This window comes from Pandoraea anapnoica (genome assembly GCF_902459765.1).
In the GTDB taxonomy this organism is placed as follows: Bacteria; Pseudomonadota; Gammaproteobacteria; order Burkholderiales; family Burkholderiaceae; genus Pandoraea; species Pandoraea anapnoica.
On the sequence record NZ_CABPSP010000021.1, the window covers coordinates 49,472 to 74,275 of the forward strand.

At 62.9% G+C, this 24,804-nt stretch carries 24 protein-coding genes and 1 tRNA gene; 21 read left to right on the forward strand and 4 right to left on the reverse strand.

Annotated features, from left to right (window positions below; all coding sequences use genetic code 11):
* The first annotated feature begins 205 nt into the window (after positions 1-205).
* The 3 genes from PAN31117_RS25680 to PAN31117_RS25690 all read left to right on the forward strand — a co-directional run bounded on the left by PAN31117_RS25680 (position 206) and on the right by PAN31117_RS25690 (position 2,220).
* Entirely contained in the window at positions 206-499 is a 294-nt protein-coding gene (locus PAN31117_RS25680) for a 2Fe-2S iron-sulfur cluster-binding protein (protein WP_150740727.1), read from the forward strand.
* Complete coding sequence (locus tag PAN31117_RS25685; protein ID WP_174991129.1) at positions 493-1,455, forward strand: alpha/beta hydrolase; 963 nt, start codon at positions 493-495, stop codon at positions 1,453-1,455. The genes PAN31117_RS25680 and PAN31117_RS25685 overlap by 7 nt, the downstream gene beginning before the upstream one ends.
* Positions 1,456-1,545: 90 nt before the next feature.
* Positions 1,546-2,220: a GntR family transcriptional regulator gene (locus PAN31117_RS25690; protein WP_150740684.1), complete on the forward strand. Its 675-nt coding sequence runs from the start codon at positions 1,546-1,548 to the stop codon at positions 2,218-2,220.
* Between the two features lie 49 nt (positions 2,221-2,269).
* On the opposite strand, the gene PAN31117_RS25695 is transcribed toward PAN31117_RS25690, so the two are convergent.
* Positions 2,270-3,208: a metal ABC transporter solute-binding protein, Zn/Mn family gene (locus PAN31117_RS25695; protein ID WP_217429734.1), complete on the reverse strand. Its 939-nt coding sequence runs from the start codon at positions 3,206-3,208 to the stop codon at positions 2,270-2,272.
* 195 nt (positions 3,209-3,403) lie between these two features.
* Between PAN31117_RS25695 and PAN31117_RS25700 the strand changes: the two genes are divergently transcribed.
* The 6 genes from PAN31117_RS25700 (at position 3,404) to PAN31117_RS25725 (ending at position 8,617) form a co-directional block, all read left to right on the forward strand.
* Positions 3,404-3,670, forward strand: coding sequence for a type 2 periplasmic-binding domain-containing protein (locus PAN31117_RS25700; RefSeq protein WP_174991130.1), 267 nt, complete (start codon positions 3,404-3,406; stop codon positions 3,668-3,670).
* A gap of 215 nt (positions 3,671-3,885) precedes the next feature.
* Positions 3,886-4,971 (forward strand): mechanosensitive ion channel family protein, encoded by a 1,086-nt coding sequence (locus PAN31117_RS25705; RefSeq protein ID WP_150740685.1) that lies wholly within the window; start codon positions 3,886-3,888, stop codon positions 4,969-4,971.
* A 131-nt stretch (positions 4,972-5,102) separates the two neighbouring features.
* Positions 5,103-5,639: a hypothetical protein gene (locus tag PAN31117_RS25710; protein ID WP_150740686.1), complete on the forward strand. Its 537-nt coding sequence runs from the start codon at positions 5,103-5,105 to the stop codon at positions 5,637-5,639.
* Positions 5,640-6,098: 459 nt separating this feature from the next.
* Positions 6,099-7,280, forward strand: a complete 1,182-nt coding sequence (locus tag PAN31117_RS25715) for a porin (protein WP_150740687.1) — start codon at positions 6,099-6,101, stop codon at positions 7,278-7,280.
* A 487-nt stretch (positions 7,281-7,767) separates the two neighbouring features.
* A complete protein-coding gene (gene rpsU, locus PAN31117_RS25720; RefSeq protein ID WP_010806331.1) occupies positions 7,768-7,980 on the forward strand; it encodes a 30S ribosomal protein S21 in 213 nt (70 codons plus the stop codon).
* Between the two features lie 163 nt (positions 7,981-8,143).
* Positions 8,144-8,617 carry a WbuC family cupin fold metalloprotein gene (locus tag PAN31117_RS25725; RefSeq protein ID WP_150740688.1) on the forward strand — a complete coding sequence of 158 codons (474 nt, stop codon included), beginning with the start codon at positions 8,144-8,146 and terminating at the stop codon, positions 8,615-8,617.
* Between the two features lie 79 nt (positions 8,618-8,696).
* Here PAN31117_RS25725 and PAN31117_RS25730 read toward each other — a convergent pair whose 3' ends face one another.
* Together PAN31117_RS25730 and PAN31117_RS25735 are read right to left on the reverse strand one after the other, a co-directional pair.
* Positions 8,697-9,710 (reverse strand): hypothetical protein, encoded by a 1,014-nt coding sequence (locus tag PAN31117_RS25730; RefSeq protein ID WP_150740689.1) that lies wholly within the window; start codon positions 9,708-9,710, stop codon positions 8,697-8,699.
* 396 nt (positions 9,711-10,106) lie between these two features.
* Complete coding sequence (locus tag PAN31117_RS25735; protein WP_150740690.1) at positions 10,107-10,973, reverse strand: CsgG/HfaB family protein; 867 nt, start codon at positions 10,971-10,973, stop codon at positions 10,107-10,109.
* A gap of 483 nt (positions 10,974-11,456) precedes the next feature.
* Here PAN31117_RS25735 and PAN31117_RS25740 point away from each other — a divergent pair, with 483 nt between their 5' ends.
* Positions 11,457-11,666: a DUF805 domain-containing protein gene (locus PAN31117_RS25740; RefSeq protein WP_150740691.1), complete on the forward strand. Its 210-nt coding sequence runs from the start codon at positions 11,457-11,459 to the stop codon at positions 11,664-11,666.
* Between the two features lie 97 nt (positions 11,667-11,763).
* On the opposite strand, the gene PAN31117_RS25745 is transcribed toward PAN31117_RS25740, so the two are convergent.
* Positions 11,764-11,838 (reverse strand) — tRNA-Arg (locus PAN31117_RS25745).
* 559 nt (positions 11,839-12,397) lie between these two features.
* On the opposite strand from PAN31117_RS25745, the gene PAN31117_RS25750 reads away from it, so the two are divergent.
* The 11 genes from PAN31117_RS25750 (at position 12,398) to PAN31117_RS25800 (ending at position 24,789) form a co-directional block, all read left to right on the forward strand.
* Entirely contained in the window at positions 12,398-13,582 is a 1,185-nt protein-coding gene (locus PAN31117_RS25750) for a porin (protein ID WP_150740692.1), read from the forward strand.
* 186 nt (positions 13,583-13,768) lie between these two features.
* On the forward strand, positions 13,769-14,569 hold the full coding sequence (locus PAN31117_RS25755; protein ID WP_150740693.1) for a GntR family transcriptional regulator: 801 nt from the start codon (positions 13,769-13,771) through the stop codon (positions 14,567-14,569).
* 20 nt (positions 14,570-14,589) lie between these two features.
* A complete protein-coding gene (locus tag PAN31117_RS25760) occupies positions 14,590-15,804 on the forward strand; it encodes an ABC transporter substrate-binding protein (protein WP_150740694.1) in 1,215 nt (404 codons plus the stop codon).
* Positions 15,805-15,808: 4 nt separating this feature from the next.
* Positions 15,809-16,681 carry a branched-chain amino acid ABC transporter permease gene (locus tag PAN31117_RS25765; protein WP_150740695.1) on the forward strand — a complete coding sequence of 291 codons (873 nt, stop codon included), beginning with the start codon at positions 15,809-15,811 and terminating at the stop codon, positions 16,679-16,681.
* Positions 16,682-16,703: 22 nt separating this feature from the next.
* Positions 16,704-17,720 carry a branched-chain amino acid ABC transporter permease gene (locus tag PAN31117_RS25770; RefSeq protein WP_150740696.1) on the forward strand — a complete coding sequence of 339 codons (1,017 nt, stop codon included), beginning with the start codon at positions 16,704-16,706 and terminating at the stop codon, positions 17,718-17,720.
* A complete protein-coding gene (locus PAN31117_RS25775) occupies positions 17,713-18,489 on the forward strand; it encodes an ABC transporter ATP-binding protein (RefSeq protein WP_150740697.1) in 777 nt (258 codons plus the stop codon). The genes PAN31117_RS25770 and PAN31117_RS25775 overlap by 8 nt, the downstream gene beginning before the upstream one ends.
* Positions 18,486-19,196 (forward strand): ABC transporter ATP-binding protein, encoded by a 711-nt coding sequence (locus tag PAN31117_RS25780; protein ID WP_150740698.1) that lies wholly within the window; start codon positions 18,486-18,488, stop codon positions 19,194-19,196. Before PAN31117_RS25775 ends, PAN31117_RS25780 begins: the two co-directional genes overlap by 4 nt.
* Positions 19,197-19,200: 4 nt before the next feature.
* Positions 19,201-20,469 carry a 3-isopropylmalate dehydratase large subunit gene (locus PAN31117_RS25785; protein ID WP_174991131.1) on the forward strand — a complete coding sequence of 423 codons (1,269 nt, stop codon included), beginning with the start codon at positions 19,201-19,203 and terminating at the stop codon, positions 20,467-20,469.
* A gap of 53 nt (positions 20,470-20,522) precedes the next feature.
* A complete protein-coding gene (locus PAN31117_RS25790) occupies positions 20,523-21,047 on the forward strand; it encodes a LeuD/DmdB family oxidoreductase small subunit (protein WP_370855790.1) in 525 nt (174 codons plus the stop codon).
* A complete protein-coding gene (locus PAN31117_RS25795) occupies positions 21,041-22,741 on the forward strand; it encodes a hydantoinase B/oxoprolinase family protein (RefSeq protein WP_150740700.1) in 1,701 nt (566 codons plus the stop codon). Before PAN31117_RS25790 ends, PAN31117_RS25795 begins: the two co-directional genes overlap by 7 nt.
* Positions 22,738-24,789 carry a hydantoinase/oxoprolinase family protein gene (locus PAN31117_RS25800; RefSeq protein ID WP_150740701.1) on the forward strand — a complete coding sequence of 684 codons (2,052 nt, stop codon included), beginning with the start codon at positions 22,738-22,740 and terminating at the stop codon, positions 24,787-24,789. Before PAN31117_RS25795 ends, PAN31117_RS25800 begins: the two co-directional genes overlap by 4 nt.
* Positions 24,790-24,804 lie beyond the last annotated feature (15 nt).

Here is a 24,804-nt window from a genome sequence, read left to right on the forward strand (position 1 = left end):
AAAACGCCATATCGCGGCCTTCGTGGTCGCCAGACTCGACACGCCGACGCGCGTGCGCATCGTCGACGAGGCGGGCGGTGACGCCAACCTCGTGCCGACAAAATTCTTCGAGCAGTTCGAGAGCGTCCCCGACGCGCTTGCGTCACTACAGTCGTTGATCGGCGGCGATCCGGCCGCAGCGCGGCTGACCCGTCGCGACGACACCGTGTGCGCCGCGACGACGGTTCAGATCACCTTCTTGACGAATGGCGGCAAGACCGTTGAGGCCGCGCCGAACAGCAATCTGTTGCGGGTTTCGCTGCGGGAGAAGGGCGGTATACCGTTCAAGTGTGGCGGCGGATTGTGCGGCACCTGTCGATGCAAGGTCGAAGCGGGCATTGAGCATACCGACGCGGTCAAGGCCAAAGAGCGCCGTCATCTGACGGACGAAGCGATCGCGCAAGGCTACCGAATGGCCTGCCAGACGTTCGTCAACGGCGATGTGAGCGTGTCATGGTGAATGTGGCCAACGTCGCTATGGAACCGTTCGGCGCATTGTCGGAGGCACAGCGCCAACAGATGCGGGAAATCGGCCCGCGGTGGAACGACGATATCGTCGGCAACCGCAAGATCGTGATCGACTGCTACACGCCGGTCGTTGCGGCCGCACCGAAGAGCCCGCATGTGACGCGCGATTTGCCTTACGGCGCGAATGCGCGTCAGGTACTGGATGTGTTCAGCCCGGTGTCCAACTCGGACGATTCGTCCGACGCCCTTCACGATGCCGTGATTTTCGTCCATGGCGGGGCGTTCGTACGCGGTAGCAAGAGCGTGAACGGCGAGATTTACGACAACGTTTGCCACTGGTTCGCGAGGCAGGGCATCGTGGCCGTCAACGTGGAGTATCGATTGGCCGACGTTGCGCCGTGGCCTGGGGGAACAGACGACGTCGCCGATGCCGTTATGTGGGTGCACGAACACGCCCGGGAGTGGGGCATCGATCCGCGGCGGATCTTCCTGATCGGGCATTCCGCCGGGGGCACCCATGCGGCAAGCAGCCTGTTCGATCCCGCTCACGCGCGGGGTGACGATATGCGCAGGATCGTCGCGGGACTGGTGCTTGTCAGCGCGAGACTCTTCGCCGATACCGATCCCCGAAATCCGAACGCCGGGCCAGTGCGGACGTATTTCGGTCCCGATGAATCGACGCATACCGAGCGCTCACCGCTCACGCACGCCACCCGAAGCGTCGTGCCGACCATGATCGCGGTCGCCGAGTACGAGAATCGGTTTCTCGACGACTACGGCGCAGAGTTCTTCCTGCGTTTGCTGCGTCATCGGGGGGCGCCGCCGCGCTTCGTGCAGGCACGCGGGCACAACCACACGTCCATCGTGGCGCACTTCAATTCGGGCGAGGACTGGCTCGGGCGGGAAATGCTGGCGTTCATGGCTTCGATACCGGACCCGCGCCGATAGATGCGTCACCCAAATTCATATTGTGTACAGTCTACGAAATGCCGTGCGCTGCTAGAATTGCGCAATTGGCGGTTAGGGGAGACTGGAATTATGGTGCGGGGAGCCAAGGCGGCAAATGGGCGCGCGCCGATCATGCATCAGCAATTGTCTGATCTGGTATTCGATCGTCTGCGCGAGTCGATCACCAAGGGCGAATACAAGCCTGGCGACCGGCTCGTCGAAGGACGGATCGCCGAGGAGCTCGATGTTTCTCGTGTCCCGGTGCGAGAGGCCTTGCGGGCGCTGGCCGTCGAGGGGCTGGTCGAGGTGCGCCCGAGGCACGGGGCGGTGGTCGCCTCGATCGATCCGGCATCTACACGTGAGCTCGTGCAGATTCGCGCCACGCTCGAAGGCCTCAACGCCCGGCTGGCGGCAGAGCGCCGTTCGCCGGAGCTTGTCCGGCGAATCGAGGCCGTACTGCAGGAAGGCAATGCGAAGGTCGCGGCGGGCGAAACCTCCGGGCTGCTGGAGTTGAACGCGCGCTTTCACGATCTTCTGTATGCCGCCGGCGCTAACGCAATGCTGGCCGATCTGATGCGCTCGCTACGTGATCGGACACGCATTGTTTTCGTCAAAACAGATGACGAGGAAGTTCGCGTTACGTGGGAAGAGCACGCCGCGATATTGCGCGCAGTGCAAACGGGCGACGCCGCTTTCGCGGCGTTGCTTGCCGAGCGCCACGTCACGCGCGCGGCGCAATACTATCTCGACAACCTTCCGAAATGAGTGCAGTCGCGCAGCGTTAAGATGCGCGGCGCGCCATTGCCCATTGCCGCTACTTCGCGCTTGCCTGCGCAGGCGCATTCTCCAGCGCCGTGGCGAGCGTGTCGACGTTGTGACGAAGCATGCCGAGATAAGTCGATGCCGGGCCGCCCGGGGCCGACAGCGCTTCTGCATATAGTTCACCGCCGGGCTTCACGTTGGTTGCCTTAGCGACTAGTTCAACAAGGCGTGGATTGTTCGAGTTCTCGACGAAATAGGCCGATACACGCTCCTTGCGAATCTGATCGATCAGCGCGGCGATGTGCTTGGCAGACGGTTCGTCGGCCGTTGAGATGCTCATCGGCGAGAGGAACGTGATGCCATACGCGTCGCCGAGATAGCCAAACGCCGCGTGCGACGAGATCACCACGCGTTGTGCATCGGGAATCTTGCCCAAGCGCTGGCGCGCGTCGGCGTCGATGGCCTTGAGCGCAGTGATGTAGCGTGCCGCATTGGCTTCGTACTCGGCGCGGCCGGCCGGATCTCTCGCTTCCAGGGCGTCCTTGATGTGGCCCACATAGATGACCGCATTCATTGGATTGTTCCATGTGTGCGGATCGTCGCCCGCCACGCCTTTGCGAACACGGGTTCGCAACTTCACCCCCTCCGAAACTGTCACGACCGGCCCGGTGTAGCCGGACGCCGCAATCAGGCGAGGCAAATATCCCTCGAAGCCCGCGACACCGTGCACAAACACGACGTCCGCCTTACGCACTTCGGCGACGTCCGCCGGCGTGGGTTCGAAGTGATGGGCGTCACGATTACGTGGAATCAGCGAGGTGACGTCGATGCGATCGCCGCCCACGTTTTGTACGATGTCGGCGAGTACCGAGAACGAGGCCACGACGTTTAACTTCTCCTGCGCCGCGTACGACGAAATGGGTGCGGTGAGTCCGACGAGAACCACCAGCCCTGCCATCAGCCGCCATGCGGCAACCCTACCAAAACGCATTTCAACTTCCTCCGGGAAAGACACCGCGACATTCGTCGGTCGTGACGGGACGGCGCAATATCGACATGATCTTAAATGCAACTGAGTTGCATATTGTTCCATAGAGGATCTGTCAAATGCAAACCAGAAGTTCCCGAAGGTATGGCGATCTGCTGAAGACCGGCGCAACCGTCATGCCGCCCAACGGCGCGGAGCGTGTCGACGGTGCTGACGCAATTTGCGCGCCTCCGTCCTTGCCTCGAGATCACGTTGTTTTCGTCTGACGCAGGCGTCGAAAACATGCTCGACGGCTGTGACGTCGTGCCGAGTTTTGGCTTGCCGGGCGATGAGGGCATGGTCGCCCGCAAAGTTGCATCGTCGGACGTCGAGGTCACCGGCACGCTGGGCAGTGCCGATGGGGCGATGTTGCGCGCGGTTGAGCGCGGTCAGCCTCGAGTCATGGTCATTTCTTCCGTCGTTTGAAAGATTGGGCATACCGGCGCGATAGCGCGTTGCGGGCGAGGCCTATCGAGCGATGCGTCCGACCCGTTGCACGCCAATGCTAGCGGCCTGATTTCCGCGGACTTTTTCGCTTTCGGCAACGGATGAACCGGTCAACCGGACGCCTGACCGTCCGCCCGGCACGCGGTTTGCTCCTTCATCAGTCTTTTGCCTGACGAAGGGGGACGCATTTGCCGATGACCACGCTGACATCACTGAGAGCTTTCGAAGGGATAGCGCCTGCCGACTGGGCGTTCGCTGCGGTTGCCATGGTGCTGAGCTATGGGATTCTGACGGGCGTGCTGCGTCTCGCGCTCGGACGCTTCGGGGCATTGTCGAGGCGTCTGCAATCGCAGGCGGCCGGGATGTTTGCCGAGGTGCTGGGCGCAACGCGGCATTTCGTGCTGCTCTTCGCGGCACTGCTCATCGGCCTGAAGATGCTGGACCTCGGCGACAAATGGGATACCGCTATCCTCCACGGCTGGACGGTGTTGTTCTGTCTGCAACTCGCGCTCTGGGTCAATCGCGCGGTGGGTGTCTGGTCCACGCGACGCATGCAGCATCGCGCGACGGTGCCTGACAACCCCGTCATCGTCACCATGACGGCATGGACGCTGCGCGTGCTCGCGTGGGCCGTGTTGCTGCTGGCCATGCTCGCGAACTTCGGTGTGAACATCACGGCCTTCGTAGCCAGTCTCGGGATCGGCGGTGTGGCCGTCGCGCTCGCGGTGCAGAACGTGCTGAGCGATCTGTTTGCGTCGCTCGCCATCGGGCTGGATAAGCCCTTCGAAGTCGGTGACTTCATCGTGTTTGGCGATGTGGCGGGGACCATCGAGCGGATCGGCCTCAAGACCACGCGCATCCGAAGCCTTAGCGGTGAGGAAATCGTGTGCGGCAACACCGAGTTGCTCAAGAACACGCTGCACAACTACAAACGCATGTCCGAGCGGCGCATCGTCTTCACGTTCAGCGTGACGTACCACACAGTGCCCGACAAGCTCGCCAGAGTGCCGACAATGGTCAGGCAGGCCGTGGAAGCCTCCGGCGAGACGCGCTTCGACCGCGCTCACTTCAAGCAATTCGGCGCGAGTTCGCTCGACTTCGAGGTCGTCTATTTTGTGCTCAGTCCAGACTACAACCTCTATATGGATTTGCAGCAGGGCATCAATCTGGCGCTGATGCGCGCGTTCCTGGAGGAGGACATTCGCTTCGCAATACCGGCTAGCGTCCAGTATTTCGCGCAGGCACCGGAACCGCCCGAGGTTGCGCCGACCACACACTAAAGGGCCTCGAAGCCGCATGCCTGCTGGCACGGAGATTGCGGCGTGGTAGGATCAAGCGCATCCACGTGATTCAGATCGTGGCTTCGATCCAATCCGGGCTCGCCGCGCGGCGGGAACATCAGGAGGCCAGTATGTCTGCAGAGCAGAAGACGTCGCATCGCGGGTTCACCATCATCACCGTTCTCGAACGCCTCTCGAAGGGTCGCGCGCGGCTCTCGGCGAAGGTGCTCGCCAGCGACGAAGATCACAAGCGGCGTCTTGGCGGAAAGAAACTGTTGCAGGCCAAGCGCTGGTTCGATCACTTTGCCGACGATCTGGCCGCCCCCGTCATCGCTGGCCTTAAACACACCATCGATCTTGAGCTAGCTGCCGCTGCAAAGGCGGCACCGAAGGCTGCCGCGAAGCCTGCAAAACCGGCTAAGCCGGTGAAGGCCGCCAAGGCAGAGAAGGTGGCAGAGAAGAGCGGACCAAAGTCGGCCAAACCGGCTAAGACAGCGAAGGCAGACACCTCGAAAGCCAAAGCGCCCGCAAAATCGGCCGTCGCAGCGAAGCCTGTGAATGGTGCCGCAACGGTGGCGAACGGTGTCGCGAAGCCGGTGGTCGGCGGGGTTGCGGCAGCGGCGCGTAAGCGTGTGGCGAAGGCGGCATCCAAAGCCCCCGCTCGTTAAATTCGCGCCGCACGCGCGGCGAAAGCGATACCGAAAACGGCGCATGCCTACGGGCGATGCGCCGTTTTTCATTGCATCGTTGAATCGCGGTTCTGTGCGGGCGGCGTTGAAATAGTCGAGGCGCCTTGCCGCGCGACCTCGACATCGCCGGACCATGATGTGACTTATCACGGGGTCCGAAATCTTTGCTGCACACGTCGCATATGTCCGATATTTCATGTGTTGCAATTGCACCACTTGCGTGCGAATTATGTCGCTAGCGTGTCAGAATGCACCCGCTTACAAACGACCCGCGGTGCTTTTCCTTCATATGGAAAGCACCGCGTGTCATTTGGTAAGTACTCCATTGCATATGCGGTTGCAGCATCCTCGTCGCACAGATCGAGGCAGCCGACATTGACAGTGGACACCCGCATCGGCGGGCAAAAAAATATAAGACCACTATCAAAGAGGATAAAGATGAAGCGCTTCCAACTCACGGCCCTGGCTGCTGCCAGTTTCGCCGTTGCCGCTCCGGCAATGGCCCAGAGCAGCACGAACGTCACGCTGTATGGTGTGATCGACGCGGGCGTTGCTTACGTCAACAACGTCGCCACCGGTCTGAACGCCAAGGGTGCACACAACTTCCAGGCCGTGAGCGGCATTGGTCAGGGTAACCGTTGGGGCCTGAAGGGCACGGAAGATCTGGGCAGCGGTCTGAAGGCCGTGTTCGTGCTGGAGAACGGCTTTAACCTGATGAACGGCACGATGCTGCAAAACAGCCGCATGTTCGGTCGTCAGGCGTATGTGGGTCTGCAAAGCGCACAGGCAGGCACGGTCTCGATCGGTCGTCAGTACGACTCCGTGGTCGACTTCGTGAGCCCGATCACGTCGGCCAAGCAGTGGGCCACGCAATATGGCGCGCACATCGGCGACATCGACAACCTGTACAACTCGTTCCGCGTCAGCAACTCGATCAAGTACACGAGCGCGAACTACAGTGGCTTCTCGTTCGGCGCTTTGTACGGCTTCAGCAACCAGCCGAATACCGGCGGCGGCACGGGCTTCTCGAACAACAATGCGTTTAGCATCGGCGCTGGCTACGCTAATGGTCCGCTGACAGCAGCCGTCGGCTACATGCATCTGTCCAGCCCGGGCACGACCAACGCCAACGGTGCGGTCTCGAACGATTATTCGAGCGCCACGGACATCTTCTACACGAGCGCCGTCGACAAGCACGACATCGCTGCTGCGGGTGTTTCGTACGCGATCCAGGCAGCAACGGTCGGCTTCGTGTACAGCTACGCCAAGGTGAACTACGTCAATCAGTCATCGATTCGCGTGAACACCTTCGAACTGAACGGCAAGTACCAGTTCACGCCGCGTCTGCTGGCGGGGCTGGCCTTCGTGTATAGCGATGGCAGCGTGAGTGGCGCGACGGCTCTGTCGGGCATCAGCAAGGGCACGAAGCCGCGCTGGTTCCAGGTCAACGCCGGCACGACCTACTCGTTCAGCAAGCGCACCGAGACGTACCTGAACGGCGTGTACCAACGCGCTACGGGTGACGCTGTTGTCGCCGCGATCGACAACGTGGGTGGCCCGACGGGCACCGGCGCGCAGTCGCAGATCGCCGTGATCGCAGGCGTGCGTCACAAGTTCTAAGCAGGTTTTGCTCCGATTCGGGCGGCGTTCTGCGCTGTACGGCAGAGCAAACCTGACTGGTGGGGGCGGGCGTCGGATGCCGTCTGCTGCCGGTGGCGGGCTCCTCCAGCGTGCTGGCGGAGCCCGCCGTACATGGCGGGACGTCAAAACGTGTGCATTTGGCGTCCATTCTGTGTATAATCACGACCTTGTCCAAATTATGGGCATTGCGGGAAGTGGCGCTCACTGACGAACGATGGGCATGCCGCTTCGCCATCAATCAACCGTTCAGCCAGTCTGGAAGGCGCGATACAAAGTATCGATTGCCAATCGGGAGATCGCAGAGGAGGTGAGTCGCGGTCCCGCCGGATGTGGTGTAGTGCAGTCCGTAGCAAGTCCGTTCGTCGCGCCTGGCAGGAGGAGTCTCCGGCAGGGCGGGGAATGGTGTCTTTGCGCGGTAAATCAAATTTACGGCTCTTCGGGGCCGATACATTATTCGAGATATTGCATGACCAAGATCGTTATCAAAGACGGTGAACCCGTTGAAGTTGCACTGCGTCGTTTCCGCCGCGCTATCGACGGCACGGGCCTGATCAAGGAAGTCAAGGCACGCGCTGCTTACGAAAAGCCGACGGCTGAACGCAAGCGCAAGAAGGCCGCTGCTGTGGCCCGTCTGCGTAAGCGTCTGCGCAGCCAGACCCTGAAGAAGAAGATGTACTAAGCACGCTGTTGCGCCGTTCAGGTGCAATGCAGTGCGAAGTCGAAAAACCCGCCACATGGCGGGTTTTTTTATGGGCGGGCGAAGCGAGCCGGTTTGCTACACTCCTGTGCATCGCAAATGGCCGCCTCGTGCCGCGAACATCCCTCATTCCCCACAAAAGCTGATGAAAACGTTGACCTTTGCCGCGCTCGACGCGCTGACCGAACAAGCCACGCAATCGCCCCGTGCGCGCATGAATCAGAACCTGCATGAGTCGCTCGACGATTCGATCCAGCGTCTGGCGATTGCGATGGAGCCGTCGACGTACATTCGTCCGCATCTGCATCACCATACGTGGGAGTTGCTGACGGCGCTGCGCGGTCGCTTTGTCGTGTTGACGTTCGACGCGGCCGGCGTCGTGATCGACCGCAAGGTGCTCGGCGAGGACACGAGCGTGATCGAAAGCCCGGTCAAGACACACCACACGGTGCTGTCGCTTGATCCGGGGGCGGTGATCTTCGAGGTGAAGCACGGCCCGTATCGTCCGTTCGTCGAAGCGGATTACGCTGACTGGTCGGCGCCGGCAGATACGCCGGAAGCCGCAGCGTTCATGGAGTGGGTCAAGACGGCGCAGATCGGCGACCGCTGGGCGGCTTAATGACCGGTGCGTCCCATGACGCTTGTTGACGGCCAGGCGACGTGGCGCGTACAGACGGCCCCGTCGCCCCGTTGACGAATTAGCGGGTCCAGCCCTGAAACTCCGTGGCCATCGCGAGAAGCGCTTTCGCAGCGGTGTCCACCGTGCCGGGCCAGTCTTTCGAGACGGGCGGCGGGCGGAAATCGTCCATGTCGGTGCGATGACTCAGGCGCTCCGGGCTGAAGTGCGTGTCGTAACGATCGTCATGACGCGCTGACGCTGAAAGTGCCGTTCGCGGCGCACCCAGATACCAAACCGGCACCCCGAGGCCTTCTGCCAGATGGGCGTGTCCGGCATCCAGTGCGATCACCAGATCGAGATTGTCGATGAGCGATGCTTCATCGGCCATATCGTCGCAGTCCGTTCGCCAGTCGATCCAGTCGACCGATTCCGGCGGCAATGCATCGGATACTCCGTCTCCCTCCCGACCCAGCGGCACCCAGGAAACCCCCGGCACGCGTACCAGCGGTGCCAGCGACGTCAGGCGCGGGGCGCCCAGTGACGTTTCCGTCAGTCCCACGCTGCCGAGCGCATCCAGCCCGGCAAACCCCACGCAAAAACCGTGTTGTGCTGCAGCAGCCAGCCGGTCGCGCCAATGCCGTGCGGGGACGGCGGCGACGCGCAGGAACGGACGTCCGGCGTGCGCATGTGCGGCTTGTGGGCCGAGCGTGCGCGCGAGCGAGGAGAGTGAGCAGCGCAGATCCCAGTCCGAGACGTCGCGGGGCACACGCGAAAGCACGACGACGCGCTCTCCCATCGACCATTCGACCAGACGCCGCGTGGTCGCCGGGCCGACAAAGCCGACCTTGCCGAAGCGTGCCGACGCGACTTCCAGATGCTTGAGTTGACTGATCAGATCGCTGTCGTGCTCGTTGGCGATGACCAAAAGATGTTGATGGAGCGTATCGCCTCCCCCGGTCCAGTTGGGCAGCGGGCAGTCCGGATGCGTGCTGAGCGCTGCCCCGACCTGGGCCCAGGCGTGAGCAATGGCGTCGGCGGCGCCGTCGGCGTTCGGTGTCGTAAGCGGGACGGCGCGCTGCGAAGGCTTCGTCATACGAATCCTGGCATCGAGAGAGGACAAGGAATAGCGGGATTGCGTGGTCGGGCGGCGAGCGCGGCGACGCAACACCTACGAAACACCAGGGTCGTGCTAATGAATGCTTAGGTATTGCTCAAGTAAAGGCTCGGCAAATGGCTTGGGTGACGCGCAAGCGATGGCTCAGGCAAAAACGGAGGCAGCAACTTAGGCACTTTGGGGGGAGGGCACGTGCGGAATGATAGTGGAGCGGAGATTGGCGGCTAGGCGGTTGCCTTTGCCGGCGGGGCCAATCCGTTTGCTGGACGGCAAAATATTTGAGGTTTGAAGCGGGTGGGGCCGGGTGGACATAAAACCATCCCTCAAACCTGCCATAGAGACAGGTCTGAGGGACGGCCAACCGCGCAAGGAAGATTACTTCTTCTTGCGCACGGCCTTCTTGGCCGGTGCGGGTGCGTCGTCGTCCTGGACGGTGAGTTGACCGCCCGTGCCGAGGCCGCCGGCGACGGTTTGTTGCTTGTAGTTCTTCACGGCGCGCACGACGTTGTTATACGAATCGGTGAACGCTGCCACGATGACCTTGCCTTCGGCGGTGTTCGAGTAGCCGCCGAGCGAGCCGCCGGCCGAGCTGCCGACGATACGGCCGAGGGCGCCGAAGTCCATAGCGGTGGCGCTGCCTTCAGCGGCGGCGATCTGAACGCTGGAGCGATTGTCGATGACGGTCAGCATGGTGCTGGCTTCTTTCGAGTTCATGCTGCCGGCAAGCGCGCCGATGGCTGCACCGATGCCACCGGGCAAAAGGCCGGCGATGCTGGCACCGGCACCGCCGGCGTTATTGTTCGTGAAGGTGATCGACGGGCTCAACGCGTAGTCGGCGGAGACCATCTTGCCCTTGCCGAAGTTCGACTTGTTGCGCAGTTCGCCGGACTCTTGCAGGGCGCGTTCGCCCATGATCGTGTTCATGCCGCGGCCGCGATCGACGATCACGAAGCAGTTCGACTGCTGGACGAGCAGCTTGAGCACCGGCACGGTCGAGCCGAGCTTGTACTGGCCGGTCAGCACGCCGTACCAGGGGGCGGAGGTGTCTTCGATGACCGCCATGGTGCCCAGCGGGCGATCGCACTTTTCAAGCGTTTGGTTAGCGTTTTCGGAGTTCGCGCCGCCGGCGGATCCGGTGGCGGCCGTTTTGGCGCTGCTGCTCCCCTGGTTCATGGTCGAGCAACCCGCCATGATGCCGGCTGCAAGCAGCAGGCCGGTGATTTTTACGAGATGGTGTGCCATTTTCCTAGTTCTTTAGAATGTTGTTCTGGAAGTTGGCGGCGCTGCCGCACCCGCTTTTGCAACGGATTTGGCCCAGTCGGTGACGCCGCCTAACGCCAGGAGTCCAAAAAAGCAGGAGTGAAATCGATTTACGGTAGGACTCCTATGCTGAAATGCTCCGTAAGAACATTCCGCGCCGCATGCTAGCACGGGCGTAAAGTGCGTATCCCCTATCAAAAATAGTGGGGATTACGAATGGATTAAGGCACTGCTTTCGTAGGTCTTAGGTAAGGATTAAGGGAAAACCACTAGATGATGCGTTGCGGGTGAGTGGTGGGCGCATCGGGGCATGATTTCGTATGGAATCATGACAATTCGATAGCTGAATTGGCGTCGGATGTTGCGAGCGAAATGGGTGAAAAAATGGCTCCGCACGGTAAATGTTGTGCGAGACAATGTGCAGCATTAACCGTAGTTCCACGACGCTAATAGACGAGGAGAGATATGGGTCACCTAAGCATCTGGCATTGGTTGATTGTGTTGCTGTTCTCGATATTTTTCCTGTATCCCTATGCGCGTATTATTCGCCGCGCCGGGTTCTCGCCCTGGTGGGTGCTGATCGCTTTTGTACCGCTTCTCAATTTCGTGATGATTTGGGTGTTTGCATTCGTCCAGTGGCCGGCGTTGGAAAAGAAGTCGAGCGCTCCGTACTGACGCCTGGCGTCGCAATCTTTGTGAAAGCAAAAAGCCCCGTCCGACAAACGCCGGACGGGGCTTTTTGCTAAATCTTATGAAACGCGGGACGCAAAATTGGTCCCCCCGACAGGAATCGAACCTGTATCTAGCGCTTAGGAGGCACTCGTTCTATCCATTGAACTACAGGGAGAGACTGGATGTTATCCAGCGGGACACAATGGCATCGTTCATGCGGGTACGACGCGAGGGCAAGAGTATAGCAAAATCGTTTCGAGCGAATGGCCCTAACCGCGCATTTCCATCCACCAAAACCCTCTACCGTTCGCACCTCAGGAATTTCCCGATAGAACAACCGGGATCGGCATTTGTTCCATTGACGCTACAAATTGGCCCTCCTAGAGTCGTCGCCATGATGACTCGTTCCCTCCTGCCTATGCTGACGTCCGCCCGTATGCGAGCGACGCATCGCGTGTTGCGCGAGTAACTCGCCGCCTCTCTGCGCGTCTGTGCGTTCACCGCATTTGTCACGTTCACCCTCTGTGACAAGTCGCACCCAACGCAACCGCGCTCACCCCATTCGCCCCATGCCGGACGACGCGCCACTCGTGAGCGCGCCGCGGCGTCGTGCGCCCTCGCGATTCGATACGTGACGCGAGCGAGTCCAAAGCAACACCGGATTCGCCGCCACGGTCGACGCACGGCGTCGTGGGGTGCTGTTTTCCTCAACAACCAGAAAGACGCCCAACCTCATGACGCACTCCACGCGCAAAACGTCAAAACTGCTGCCCTTCACCGGTGCCGCCAGTGTCGCTCTACTCCTCGCAAGCGTCGCCACACCCGCGCTCGCTCAGTCGAGCGTCACGCTCTACGGCCTCATCGAATCGGCCGTCGTCTCGCAAAACCACGCCAGCCCCACCGGCGGTCGCATCTACTCCGTCAATCAGGCCGGAGAAGGCTTCCTCTCCGCAAGCCGCTTTGGTCTGCAAGGCATCGAAGACCTCGGCAGCGGGATGAAAGCCCGCTTCGTGCTCGAGAACGGCTTCAACTCGCAAGCCGGCACCTTCGATCAGCAAGGACAACTCTTCGGACGTCAGGCGTTCGTCGCATTGCAAGGCGGATGGGGTGAACTCGCGTTCGGGCGTCAATACACCGGGGCCGTCGTCGCCATTTCGATGGTCGATCCGATCTTCATCGGCGCGCCGCCCACGAACTCGTGGCTCGTCTTCCTGACCGGTCAGCGCTACAACAACGCACTCACCTGGACGAAGAAATTCGGCCCGTTCGGCGTGAACCTGCAATACGCGTTCGGCGGCATCGCGGGGCAAGGCTCGGCGCGCTCGTCCGCATCGGGCGGCGTGTCGTGGGAGCAAAACGGCAACGTCTTCACCGGCCAGTTGCAGCAGACGCACGACTCGCAAAGCCGCACCGCCAAGACGTGGTCGCTCGGCGGAAAAGTCAGCTACGGCCAATGGAAGTTTCATGCGGACTACCTGCAAAGCCAGCGTGATCCGGGCTTCGACGTGACCAACGGCGGTGTCGACTATGCGTCGATCACCAACATGAGTACGGCCGCCACGCCAACGACCGTTGCCGCCATCGGTTCAGTGTTCTCCGCCGCACGACGCGATCAGTTCTTCACTCTCGGGGCGACCTATCTGCTCAGCCCGTCGTGGCAATTCATCGCCGCCTATATGTACAACAACACCACGGCGGTCAATTTCAGTGGCAAGCGCCAGACACTCTACGGCGTCATCGACTACTTCCTCTCGAAACGCACCGACGTCTACTTCGCCACCGCCTACGAGCGCGTCGACGGCGGCTGGGGTGGTCTGTTCGGCACCACGACCACCAACTGGACCGGCGGCAACGGGGTGAAGCTCAACGGCTTCGATAACCAGATGAGCTACTACATCGGTCTGCGTCACCGTTTCTAAGCGGTTAAAAAAGTTGCGGCGCAGCATCCCCAAAATGCTGCGCCGCAACCTTGAAACCCTTGCTGTACCTGCATTTGCAGGCGATCAAACAAATATCCCGAATCGCTTAGGTGTTTTCCCGATAGGACATTTTGTCTGTGCCTTTGTTCTATTGACCGGACATTATGACACTTCCAGAATCGCCGCATGGATACCCCACTTCCGCTTCCGAAATACCACCAGATCTACCTCGTGCTGCGCGAACAGTTGCAGGAGGGGCGCTTCGATCAGGACGGTGTGCCCGGCGAGCATCTGCTGGCCGATCAGTTCAGCGTCGCGCGCATCACGATCCGCAAAGCGATGGAAATGCTCGTGGCCGACGGCCTCGTCGTGCGTCGCCCGGGGCTCGGCACGTGGCCGCTGCATGCCGGTCAGCGCACCGGTGGTGGCAAAACCCCCGGCATTTCCCGGGAAAAGGCACACCTCACAGGCTTGCTCGAAAACATTGTCAACATGGGCCTGCGCACGAGTGTCGCTGTGCTCGAATCGTCGGTCGTCGGCGCGAGCGACGCGGTCGCCGATGCATTGACGCTCGCGCCCGGTGCCCCCGTCTACAAGAGCATTCGTGTGCGCAGCACGCAAGCCGGGCCACTGTCGTACATCACCACGCACGTGCCGCAGGACATCGCGCAAATCCGTCGCGAAGAACTCGAACGCAAACCGCTGCTGATGCTGCTCGAAGAGGCGGGCGTCGAGCTGGGTGGGGCGACGCAAACCATTTCCGCGCGCCTGGCAGATGCCGTCGTGGCGCGCCATCTCGACATTGCCGTCGGCTCCGCACTGCTCGCGGTCACGCGTCTCGTGCGCGACGTTGCCGACCGTCCGGTGCAACTGCTGCAAGGCCTATATCGCCCAGATCGCTACCAGTACCAGCTTCAACTCTCTCGCGTCGGCGACATCGACGCCAAGGTCTGGGTCAGCGAAGAACTGTCCGCCCAATTCCACTGAACACGTCCGGAGAATCTTTCATGAGTTCGCGTCGCACGTTCCTGCGCCAGTCCACCGCCATGGCCGCGCTCGCCGCTGCCTCCACCAGCACCCCGTGGCTCGCGCGTGCTGCAGGCAAGCCGGTCAAGATCGGCGTGCTTCACCCCGTCACCGGTGCGCTGGCCTATTCGGGACAGCAATGCCGTCTGGGCGCGCTGCTCGCCATCGACGACATCAACGCAGCAGGCGGCATTAAGTCGCTCGGCGGCGCACCCATCGAAGCCATGCTCGGCGACGCACAATCGCGCCCCGAAGCCGGTTCGGCCGAAGTTGAAAAGATGAACGAAGCCGGCGTGTCGGCGATCCTCGGTGCCTACGCCTCGGCCATCTGTCTGGCAACGACGCAAACCGCTGCGAAGTATGGCCTGCCGCATGTGGTGGACGTCGGTGTGGCCGACCAGATCGTCGAGCGCGGCCTGAGCAATACGTTCCGCTTCGGTCCCGGCTACCGCATGTGCTCGCTGCGCGCCGTCGATGACCTCGCCGCACTGAACAACGCCGCAGGCAAGCCTGCGAAGACCGTCATGATCGTGCACGAGGAGTCGCTTTTCGGCACTGGCACGGCGGCACTACTGCAAAAGGAATTGCCCGCACGAGGCTTCGAAATTAAGGAAGTCATCAAGCACGCGAACCCCACGCGCGACTTCAACAACATCGTGCTGCGCATGCGCTCGGTCAATCCGGATATCGTGATTCCGGCGAATTACTACAACGAATACGCGCTGCTGCTGCGCGCGATGAAGCAGCAGAAGGTGCGCCCGAAAGCGATCTACTCGGTGCTGGGCGGCGCGGCGTCGAGCTACAAATTCCTGAAAGAGTTCCCGGATATCGCCGACGGCATCATCGACTGCAATCACTGGTTCAACCCGAAAGACCCGCGCGTGGCGTCGCTCAAGAAGCGCGTGGAAGCGAAGGGCGCTTACTTCAGCTATGAAGTGTTCATGACTTACACGGCCATGATGCTGCTGGCCGACGCCATCGAGCGCGCCAAATCGGTCGACCGCGCAGCCATCACCGCAGCGCTCGCGTCGAGTACGTTCAAGGATCACATCATGCCGTACGGACCGACTAAGTTCGTAAACGGTCAGAACACGGGCGCGCAGCCGCTGCTCACGCAGGTCTCGGGCGGCGACATCAAGGTGATTCTGCCGGATAGCTATCGCCAGGTCGCACCGGTCTTCCCGCTCAAGGCCTGACGCAATGCTAGATCCGGTCATTCTGCTCTCAGCCGTGCTCAACGGGCTCACGACGGGCGCGGTCTACGCGCTGATCGCGCTCGGCCTGACGCTGGTCTACGGCGTGCTGCACATCATCAACTTCGCGCACGGCGCGGCGTTGATGGTGGCGCTCTACGCCGTCTGGCTGCTTCGCGAGAAGCTCGGCATCGACCCGTACGTCGCGCTGCCGTTCGTCACGCTGGGCATGTTTGCGCTCGGCTACGCACTGCAACGCGTGGTGATCGAACGCGCGAGTCACGGCAAGGACGAGAACATTCTGCTCGTCACGCTGGGACTGGCCATTGTGCTCGAGAACCTCGCACTGGTCGTGTTCAAGTCGGACACGCACACGATCGATACGCCGTACACGCTGGCCACCGTCGACATCGGTCCCGTCATGCTCGCGCTGCCCAAGCTGATCGCGTTCGGCGGGGCGCTGGCTGCTGCCGCCGTGCTCTTTTGGATCATGCGCTCGACAGATCTGGGACGCGCGATTCGCGCGGTCGCGAAGGAGAAGCACGGCGCGAAGCTCATGGGCATCGATGTGGAGCGCGTGTACGCGCTCTCGTTCGGCATCGGCATGGCCTGTGTAGGCGCTGCCGCGTGCTTCCTGTTGCCAACGTATTACGTCAATCCGCAGGTCGGCGGCGGTTTCGTACTGGTGGCGTTCACGATCGTCGTGCTCGGGGGCATGGGAAGTTTCGTCGGCGCGCTCTTGGGCGGTCTGCTCATCGGCGTGGTCGAATCGCTGGGTGGCCTGTGGCTGGGCGATTCGCTCGGCCAGATGGGCATCTTCGCCATCTTTATCGTCGTCGTGCTGCTGCGCCCGCAAGGGCTCTTCGGCGCGCGCGCCTGACGGAAGACGGCGGGAGAAAAAAATGAAAGATCTTCGGATGATCGTGTTGTTCGGTGTTGTGATGACCGCGTTGCTGTTCACGCTCCAGTCCGGTGTGTGGCTCTCGTTCCTGATGATGACGCTCTACACCGTGCTGCTTTCGCAGTCGTGGAACATTCTCGGCGGGTTCGGCGGGCAGTTGTCGTTCGGCCACGCGCTGTTCTTCGGCGTGGGTGCCTACGCGCAGGCGATCGCGCAATTGCAATGGGGCTGGAACCCGTGGCTCGCCGTGCCGTTCGCGATTGCTGCGGGCACTGTGGTCGCCGTGTTGCTCGGTGCTGTGACGTTCCGCTACGGACTGAAGGGTTCGTACTTCGCGCTCGTGACACTGGCGTTCGCCGAGGTGTTCCGCATTCTGGCGGTATCGCTGCCGTTCACCGGCGCGGGCGTCGGTCTGATGGTGCCGCTTCGCCAGAGTCTGGGCAATCTTCAGTTCGCCTCGCCGCGCGGCTACGCAGCGCTGCTGCTCGTGTTCGTGATGGCGGCATTGCTGGTCACCGCCTGGCTGCGTTATTCGCGCTTTGGTGCGTGGTTGCAGGCGGTGCGCGACAACGAGAACGCGGCGCGCGCCGTCGGCGTGAATCCGCTGCGTGTGAAGCTCGTTGCGATTGCGCTCTCGGGCGCGTTCATGAGTGCGGCGGGTATGTGCTACGTGCAGATGTTTCAGTACATCGATGCTGGCATCGCCTTCGGTTCGACGATTTCGGTCGAGGCGCTCGTCGGCGTCATCGTGGGCGGCATGGGCACGCTGTGGGGCCCGGTGTTCGGTGCAGCCGTGCTTTACACGCTGGGCGAGCTCACCCGCAATCTGTTCGGCGAGCTGCCCGGCCTGTCGATGGTGATCTATGGTGCCGTGCTGATTCTGATTGTCATGTTCCTGCCGCGTGGCATCACGGGCGCAGGGGCGTCGGTGCGCCGCATGCTGGGCATGGACTGGAAGACCCGTACCGCGCATGGTGCGCAGCCGACGACGTCGCGCGAGGAGAAGGCCCGTGTCTGAAGTTTTGTTGAGGGCCGATGGCCTGTCCATCACGTTTGGCGGTCTCAAGGCCGTGCAGGACGTCCATCTCGACGTAAAGGCCGGTACGCTCACGGCGCTCGTGGGCCCGAACGGCGCAGGCAAGACCACGCTCTTCGGTCTGCTCTCCGGCTTTCTCACGCCCACAGCCGGTCGCGTCGAATTTCAGGGACGCGACATCACTGGTCAGGCACCGTACGAAACGGCGCGTCAGGGGCTGACGCGCACGTTCCAGATCGTGCAGCCGTTCGGCGCGCAGACGGTGCGCGAGAACATCGCCGTCGGCGCGCATCTGCACCAGCGCGACCGTCGTGCCGCGTTGCGCGAGGCGGAGGAAGTCGCGCTACGCACCAATCTGCAAGCGCAGCTCGACAAGCCTGCGGCCGACCTGACCGTGTGCGGGCGCAAGCGTCTCGAACTGGCCCGTGCGCTCGCGACCCGACCTCGTCTGCTATTGCTCGACGAAGTGCTCGCGGGCCTGAATCCGAGCGAGATCGACGAAGTCATTCCGGTCGTACGCGAGATCGCGGACAGCGGTGTAACGGTGCTGATGATCGAGCACGTGATGCGCGCCGTCATGAGTCTGGCCGAACACGTGTGGGTGCTGGCGCAGGGTAAGTTGATCGCGGCAGGCACGCCGCGCGAAGTGACGTCCGACCCGGCTGTGATCGAAGCCTATCTGGGGCACGGCACCGCCGCGCGGCTCGCCGCACAGTCGGGCGCGCCGATGACGATGGGAGGCGTGCAATGAGCCATCTTCTCGAAGTCGAGGGCTTGCATACCGGCTATGGCCGCGTGGAAGTGCTGCGTGGCGTCGATCTGACGGTCGGCGCGGGGGAGATCGTGGTGCTCCTCGGCAGCAACGGCGCGGGCAAGTCCACGCTGAACAACACGCTCTCCGGCATCAATCCAGTGTGGTCGGGACGCGTGCGCTTCGACGGTCACGATCTCACCGGCCGCCATTACCGCGATGTCGTCAAAGCCGGGCTGATTCAAGTGCCGGAAGGGCGTCGCATTTTCCCGAACCTTAGCGTGCGGGAAAACCTGGCACTGGGCGCGTTCGCCCGTGGGCGTGCGTCGCGCGAGCAAAGGCTTGAGCGCATGCTCGATCTGTTTCCGCGACTTCGCGAGCGCATCGATCAGGCGGCGGGGACGATGTCCGGTGGCGAGCAGCAGATGCTCGCGATCGGACGCGGTCTGATGGCCGAACCCCGTCTGTTGATCCTCGATGAGCCGTCGCTCGGTCTCTCGCCGCTCATGGTGGAAGAGCTGTTTTCGCTGATCTCGCGTCTGCAACGCGAAGGCCTGTCGATCCTGCTGGTGGAGCAGAACGTCGGGCAGTCGCTGGAGACCGGTCAGCGCGGCTATGTCCTCGAAAACGGTGCGATCCGCCATCGCGGCACCTGCGCAGAATTGCTCGCCAGCAGCGATTTGCGCCGGGCCTACCTCGGAATGTAAGGGAATGACTGTGCCTCAAACTCTGACGCAAAAGCTGCTGGCATCGGCGTGTGGCCGTGACGAAGTCGCCGTGGGCGAGATCGTCACCTGCGGCGTCGACCTCGCCATGTTTCACGATTCCAGCGGTCCCCGCCGCTTGCAGCCGATGCTCGAATCGCTCGGCGCGCAACTGTGGGACAAGTCCAAAGTCGTGCTCGTGATCGATCACTACGTGCCGGAAACCGACGACGAATCGCGCCGTATCGTGCGCATCGCCCGCGACTGGGCGAGTGCGCAACAACTGCCCAATGTCTACGACTCCGTCGGCATCTGTCACGTGGTTGTACCCGAACACGGTCATCTGCGCCCGGGCATGTTCTGCGTCGGCGGCGATTCGCATTCGCCCACGGGCGGTGCGTTTGGCGCGTACATGTTCGGCATCGGCAGCACGGAAATGCTGGGCGTGGCGGTGTCCGGTGAAATCTGGGTGAAGGTGCCCGACACGATTCAGATGCGCTGGGACGGCAAGCTTGCCGACGGTGTGACCGCCAAGGACATGATGCTGCACATGATCGGTCGCTTCGGCATGAACGGCGGACGTTATCAGGCCATCGAATTCTGCGGCGAAGCCGTGCGCGCCCTGTCGATGCAGGAGCGCATGACGCTCTCGAACATGAGCGCCGAACTCGGCTCGCAAGTCGGCCTGATCGCACCGGACACCACGACCGTCGACTATCTGCGCGCGGTGGGCGTGACCGACCCCATCGACATCGACCGCTGGCAGAGCGATGCCGGTGCACATGCCGAAGTGCACACCTTCGACGCGAGCATGCTCGCCCCGCAGGTCGCCGCACCGCACAGCCCGGCCAACACGCGCGCCATCGACGAATTTGCCGATGTGAGGGTGGACGTCGCCTATCTCGGCGCATGCACCGGTGCGAAGCTCGAAGACCTGCGCGCAGCGGCGCGTGTGCTCAAGGGACGCCGCGTCGCCGACGGTATGCGCTTCGTCGTGGCCCCGGCCTCGGCGCGTGATCAGGCGCAGGCCGCGCGTGAGGGCGTGATGGACGCGCTGGTCGAGGCTGGTGCGCAAGTCCTCGCCAACACCTGCGGCGCATGTGCGGGCTACGGCGGCTCGATCCCCGAAGGGGCCACGGTGCTGTCGAGCACCGCACGCAATTTCCGCGGACGCATGGGGGCAGAGACGGCGCAGGTCTACCTCGGTTCGCCATACGCCGTGGCTGCGGCCGCACTTACCGGGCGTATCGCCGACCCGCGCGGACTGCTCGCCTGAGCGCCCGACCGACTCATCGACGATTCCTCGACTTCATCACTTCTGACATGACAATGCCAACGTCTTCTTCCGGCCGAGCGTGGCGCGTCGGTGCCGACATCGACACCGACGCGCTCGCACCCGGTGCCTACATGAAGTTCGGCATCGACGAAATCGCCCGCCATTGCCTGCATCGCGTGCGTCCCGAGTTCGCGGCCGATGTCCGCCCGGGCGACGTCCTCGTCGCCGGCCCCAACTTCGGCATCGGGTCGTCGCGCGAACAGGCGGCTGCCGCGCTCGTGCATCTCGGCGTGCGCGCGGTGATCGCGCCGTCGTTCAACGGCCTCTATTTTCGCAATGCCTTCAACGTGGGGCTGCTGCTGCTGACCTGTGCCGATGCACAGCGCATTGCCGAGGGCGAAGCCCTCACGCTCGCGCCGCGCGACGGTTACGTCGAACTGGCCGATGGCAGTCGGCTGACCTGCGAGACCGTACCGGGGTTCCTCCTCGACATGGTCGACGCCGGTGGCCTGCTCAATTTGCTCAAGCAGCGCAGTACGGCATCCCCATCGACATCTCACGGAGTTTCTTCATGCTAGATCCCGTCACGCTGGCGGTCCTGAAAGGCCGGCTGGAGCAGATCGCCGACGAAATGGACGCGACGCTCTACCGTAGCGCCTTCAACCCGATCATTGCCGAGGCGCACGACGCCTGCCACGGCATCTACGACGCCACCACGGGCGCGACCCTTGTGCAAGGCAAGTCGGGCCTGCCCGTGTTTGTCGGCGCGATGGCGTTCGCGGTGCAGGCGGCCGCCCGCGCAGCTTCCGAGCGCGGCGGCATGGTCGAGGGCGACGTGTGGCTGTTCAACGACCCATACGAAGGCGGCACGCACGCCAACGATTTCAAGCTCGTGCGTCCGGTGTTCCGTAACGGCAAGCTGTACTGTTTCCTTGCCTCGGCCGCGCACTGGCACGACGTGGGCGGAGCGGTGCCTGGCAACTACAACCCGGCCGCGACCGAATGCTGGCAGGAGGCCGTGCAGATCCCGCCGGTGCGCATCGTGCGACGCGGCGAACTCGATCTCGACGTGCTCGCGATCCTCAAGGCCAACACGCGTCTGCCCGACAGCTTGTGGGGCGATCTGAACGGTCAACTGGCCGCGCTCGAACTCGGCGCACGCCGTCTGTCGGACCTGCTCGACGAGTACGGCGACGGCACAGTGCAGGACGCGCTCGGCCAGTTGCGCGAGCGTGCCGTCAAGCTGATGCGCACCCACGTGGCGGCGCTGCCCCATGGCGAGTACATCTATCAGGACACGCTGGATAACGACGGTGTGCGCGACGAGCCACTCACGATTGCGCTGCGCATGCGCGTCGAAGGCGACCTGCTCACGCTCGATTTCACCGGCACGTCCCCCGCGTGCATGGGACCGGTCAATATTTCGCGCGCCACGGCCATCGCGGCTTGCTATGTCGCGCTCAAGCACCTGTTCCCGGATGTCCCGGCCAACGCCGGTGTGCTCGACGCGGTGCGCTTCGAACTGCCCGAGGGGCTGTTGATTTCGGCGCAACGTCCGCGTCCGGTCGGCGGTTACACCGAGACCATTCTGCGCATGATCGACGTGATCTTCTGCGCGATGGCGAAGGCTGCGCCCGAGCGCGCGATGGGGCAGGCGTACGGCACGATCAACGCGTTGTCGATTGCCGGGTATCGCACCGACGAAGCGCGACGTGGCCAGCGCTGGGTGATGTTCAGCTTCTTCGGCGGTGGTCACGGCGGGCATATCGACGGCGATGGGCTTTCGCACGGTAACGCGCCGATCTCGACGGCGACGATTCCGCCGGTCGAGATTCTCGAAGCAGCCTATCCGGTGCGCTTTACGCAGTGGGCGCTGCGCCCCGATTCGGCGGGCGACGGCGCGCATCGCGGCGGTCTGGGTGCCATCTACGAAATCGAGTTACTCGAAGACAGCGCGGAAGCGTTCGTGTTCGGCGAGCGCGGCCGTTCTGCGCCGCAAGGGATTGCGGGCGGTGCGGCATCGGTGCCGAACGTCTTTCGTTACCAGAATGAAGGGCAATGGCACACGCCGCCAATGGCCTCGAAGATGCTCGGCATCAAGCTGAAGAAGGGTGAGCGGGTACGACTGGAGACGCCGGGCGGTGGGGGATATGGGGTGCCGGCGCAGCGCGACGAAGCGGCCCGTGCGCACGACCGTGAGATGGGCTACGTGACGACACAAGCCACCGTGAGCGGTGAGCGCGGCGTGACCGAGAAGGAGCAACAAGCATGAGCGAAGCAGCAACGATTGTCGGGGTCGACGTTGGCGGCACTTTCACCGACTTGTTCGTCCTCGACGAAGCCGCCGGTGTGGCGCGCATCGTCAAGGTGCCCTCCACACGCGGCGAAGAAGCGCGCGGCTTTATGAACGGGATCGAGCGTGTCGACACACAAGGGCGCGGGGCTGCGGCCATCGCGACCATCGTTCACGGCACGACCGTCGGCACGAACGCGCTGCTCGAGCGCAAGGTGGCGCGCACCGGGATCATCACCACAACGGGCTTTCGCGACGTGCTGGAAATGCGCCGCCGCGACCGTCCCGCCACTTGGGGGCTGCGTGGCAACTTCACACCGATCGTGCCGCGCAATCTGCGCCTTGAAGTCGACGAGCGCGTGCTGGCAGATGGCACTGTGCACACCGATGTCGACATCGCGCAGGTCGAAGCAGCGGCACGCGCCTTGCTCGAAGCGGGCTGCGACGCCGTGTGTGTCTTCTTCGTCAACGCCTACGCCAATCCCGTCAATGAACAACGCGCGGTCGCGGCGGTGCGGGCGCTCTGGCCGAACAGCAACGTGACGGCGGCCACCGAAGTGCTGCCGGAAATTCGCGAGTTCGAGCGCTGCTCGACGGCCACGCTGAACGCTTCGCTGCAACCCGTGGTGGGCAGCTATCTGACGCGCCTCGAGAGCGACCTGAAGGCGCGTGGCTTTGGCGGAGAGTTGCTCGTCGTGCAAAGCAACGGCGGCATCATGTCGCGCCAGACCGCGTGCGACGTGCCTGTGCGTACGGCGCTCTCCGGTCCGGCAGCAGGTGTGATCGCGTGTGCGGCCATTGCGCGTTCGGCGGGCTTCGCTAACGTGGTGACGGGGGACATGGGCGGCACGTCGTTCGACGTCTCGCTGGTCGCGAACGGTGAGGCCTCGCTCGCGGCGCAGACGTCGATCGAATTCGGGATGGTGGTGCGCTCGCCGATGATCCAGATCGAGACCATCGGCGCGGGCGGCGGCTCGATTGCCTCAGTCGACGCGGGCGGGCTGTTGCAGGTCGGTCCGGAGTCGGCAGGCAGCGTGCCGGGACCGGCGTGCTACGGGCGCGGCAATACACGCCCGACCGTGACCGATGCCAACGTGCTGCTCGGCCGGATTGCGGCGGATCGTCCGCTGGGTGGCGGATTGCTCGCCAAGCTCGACGGCAACCTCGCCTTGCACGCCATTGATGCGCACGTGGCCAAGCCGCTGGGCCTCGATGCTTATGCCGCGGCAGAAGCGATTCTGACGGTGGCCAACGCCAAGATGGCGGGCGCAATTCGTCTGGTGTCCATCGAACGCGGGCACGATCCGCGTCAGTTCGCTTACATGCCGTTCGGTGGCGGGGGCGCGCTTCACGTCTGCGCGATGATGCGCGAAGTCGGTACGACCACCGGCATCGTGCCGCGTTATCCGGGTGTGACGTCTGCGCTCGGGTGCGTGATCGCGGACATGCGTCACGACAGCGTGCAGACACTCAATCAGCCGCTCGCCGCGCTCGATACGGACGATCTCGCCGAGCGTGTGGATGGGCTGGCGCAAGCGTGCCAGGCGCGTCTGGATTCGGCCGGTGTGCGCTTCGAATCGGTGCGTGAAATCATCGAACTCGACATGCTCTATGTGGGGCAGAGCCACACAGTGCGTGTGCCGGTGGCGCGCGAACGACTGGATCGGGACGGCATTGCCGCAGCCTTCGAGACCGCCTATCGCGACGCCTTCGGCCGCGCGCTCGACGGCATTCCGGTGCGCATCATGAACCTGCGTTACGCGCGCATCGGTGTGCGTCCGAAGTTCGATCTGGCGGTGCTCGCACCGCAGGCGAACGCGATGCCCGAGCCGCTCGGCAGCCAGCGCGTGTATCACGCCGGACAGTGGTGGGATGCCGTGCGGTATGCGCGTCTCGATCTGCCGGTGGATGCGAGCGTCGCCGGTCCGGCAATCCTCGAACAGTCAGACACGACGATCTGGCTCGAACCGGGATTCTCCGGGCGCGTCGATGCGCTGGGCAACCTGCTCATCACGCGCGACGCCTGATGCCCTCGACAGGAG

What these genes read in the sequence shown, in the direction of transcription:
- PAN31117_RS25685 (WP_174991129.1), top strand. Translation starts at nt 493, where the DNA reads ATGGTGAATGTGGCCAACGTCGCTATGGAACCGTTCGGCGCATTGTCG.
- PAN31117_RS25690 (WP_150740684.1), top strand. Translation starts at nt 1,546, where the DNA reads ATGGTGCGGGGAGCCAAGGCGGCAAATGGGCGCGCGCCGATCATGCAT.
- PAN31117_RS25695 (WP_217429734.1), bottom strand. Translation starts at nt 3,208, where the DNA reads ATGCGTTTTGGTAGGGTTGCCGCATGGCGGCTGATGGCAGGGCTGGTG.
- PAN31117_RS25705 (WP_150740685.1), top strand. Translation starts at nt 3,886, where the DNA reads ATGACCACGCTGACATCACTGAGAGCTTTCGAAGGGATAGCGCCTGCC.
- PAN31117_RS25710 (WP_150740686.1), top strand. Translation starts at nt 5,103, where the DNA reads ATGTCTGCAGAGCAGAAGACGTCGCATCGCGGGTTCACCATCATCACC.
- PAN31117_RS25715 (WP_150740687.1), top strand. Translation starts at nt 6,099, where the DNA reads ATGAAGCGCTTCCAACTCACGGCCCTGGCTGCTGCCAGTTTCGCCGTT.
- rpsU (WP_010806331.1), top strand. Translation starts at nt 7,768, where the DNA reads ATGACCAAGATCGTTATCAAAGACGGTGAACCCGTTGAAGTTGCACTG.
- PAN31117_RS25725 (WP_150740688.1), top strand. Translation starts at nt 8,144, where the DNA reads ATGAAAACGTTGACCTTTGCCGCGCTCGACGCGCTGACCGAACAAGCC.
- PAN31117_RS25730 (WP_150740689.1), bottom strand. Translation starts at nt 9,710, where the DNA reads ATGACGAAGCCTTCGCAGCGCGCCGTCCCGCTTACGACACCGAACGCC.
- PAN31117_RS25735 (WP_150740690.1), bottom strand. Translation starts at nt 10,973, where the DNA reads ATGGCACACCATCTCGTAAAAATCACCGGCCTGCTGCTTGCAGCCGGC.
- PAN31117_RS25740 (WP_150740691.1), top strand. Translation starts at nt 11,457, where the DNA reads ATGGGTCACCTAAGCATCTGGCATTGGTTGATTGTGTTGCTGTTCTCG.
- PAN31117_RS25750 (WP_150740692.1), top strand. Translation starts at nt 12,398, where the DNA reads ATGACGCACTCCACGCGCAAAACGTCAAAACTGCTGCCCTTCACCGGT.
- PAN31117_RS25755 (WP_150740693.1), top strand. Translation starts at nt 13,769, where the DNA reads ATGGATACCCCACTTCCGCTTCCGAAATACCACCAGATCTACCTCGTG.
- PAN31117_RS25760 (WP_150740694.1), top strand. Translation starts at nt 14,590, where the DNA reads ATGAGTTCGCGTCGCACGTTCCTGCGCCAGTCCACCGCCATGGCCGCG.
- PAN31117_RS25765 (WP_150740695.1), top strand. Translation starts at nt 15,809, where the DNA reads ATGCTAGATCCGGTCATTCTGCTCTCAGCCGTGCTCAACGGGCTCACG.
- PAN31117_RS25770 (WP_150740696.1), top strand. Translation starts at nt 16,704, where the DNA reads ATGAAAGATCTTCGGATGATCGTGTTGTTCGGTGTTGTGATGACCGCG.
- PAN31117_RS25780 (WP_150740698.1), top strand. Translation starts at nt 18,486, where the DNA reads ATGAGCCATCTTCTCGAAGTCGAGGGCTTGCATACCGGCTATGGCCGC.
- PAN31117_RS25785 (WP_174991131.1), top strand. Translation starts at nt 19,201, where the DNA reads ATGACTGTGCCTCAAACTCTGACGCAAAAGCTGCTGGCATCGGCGTGT.
- PAN31117_RS25790 (WP_370855790.1), top strand. Translation starts at nt 20,523, where the DNA reads ATGCCAACGTCTTCTTCCGGCCGAGCGTGGCGCGTCGGTGCCGACATC.
- PAN31117_RS25795 (WP_150740700.1), top strand. Translation starts at nt 21,041, where the DNA reads ATGCTAGATCCCGTCACGCTGGCGGTCCTGAAAGGCCGGCTGGAGCAG.
- PAN31117_RS25800 (WP_150740701.1), top strand. Translation starts at nt 22,738, where the DNA reads ATGAGCGAAGCAGCAACGATTGTCGGGGTCGACGTTGGCGGCACTTTC.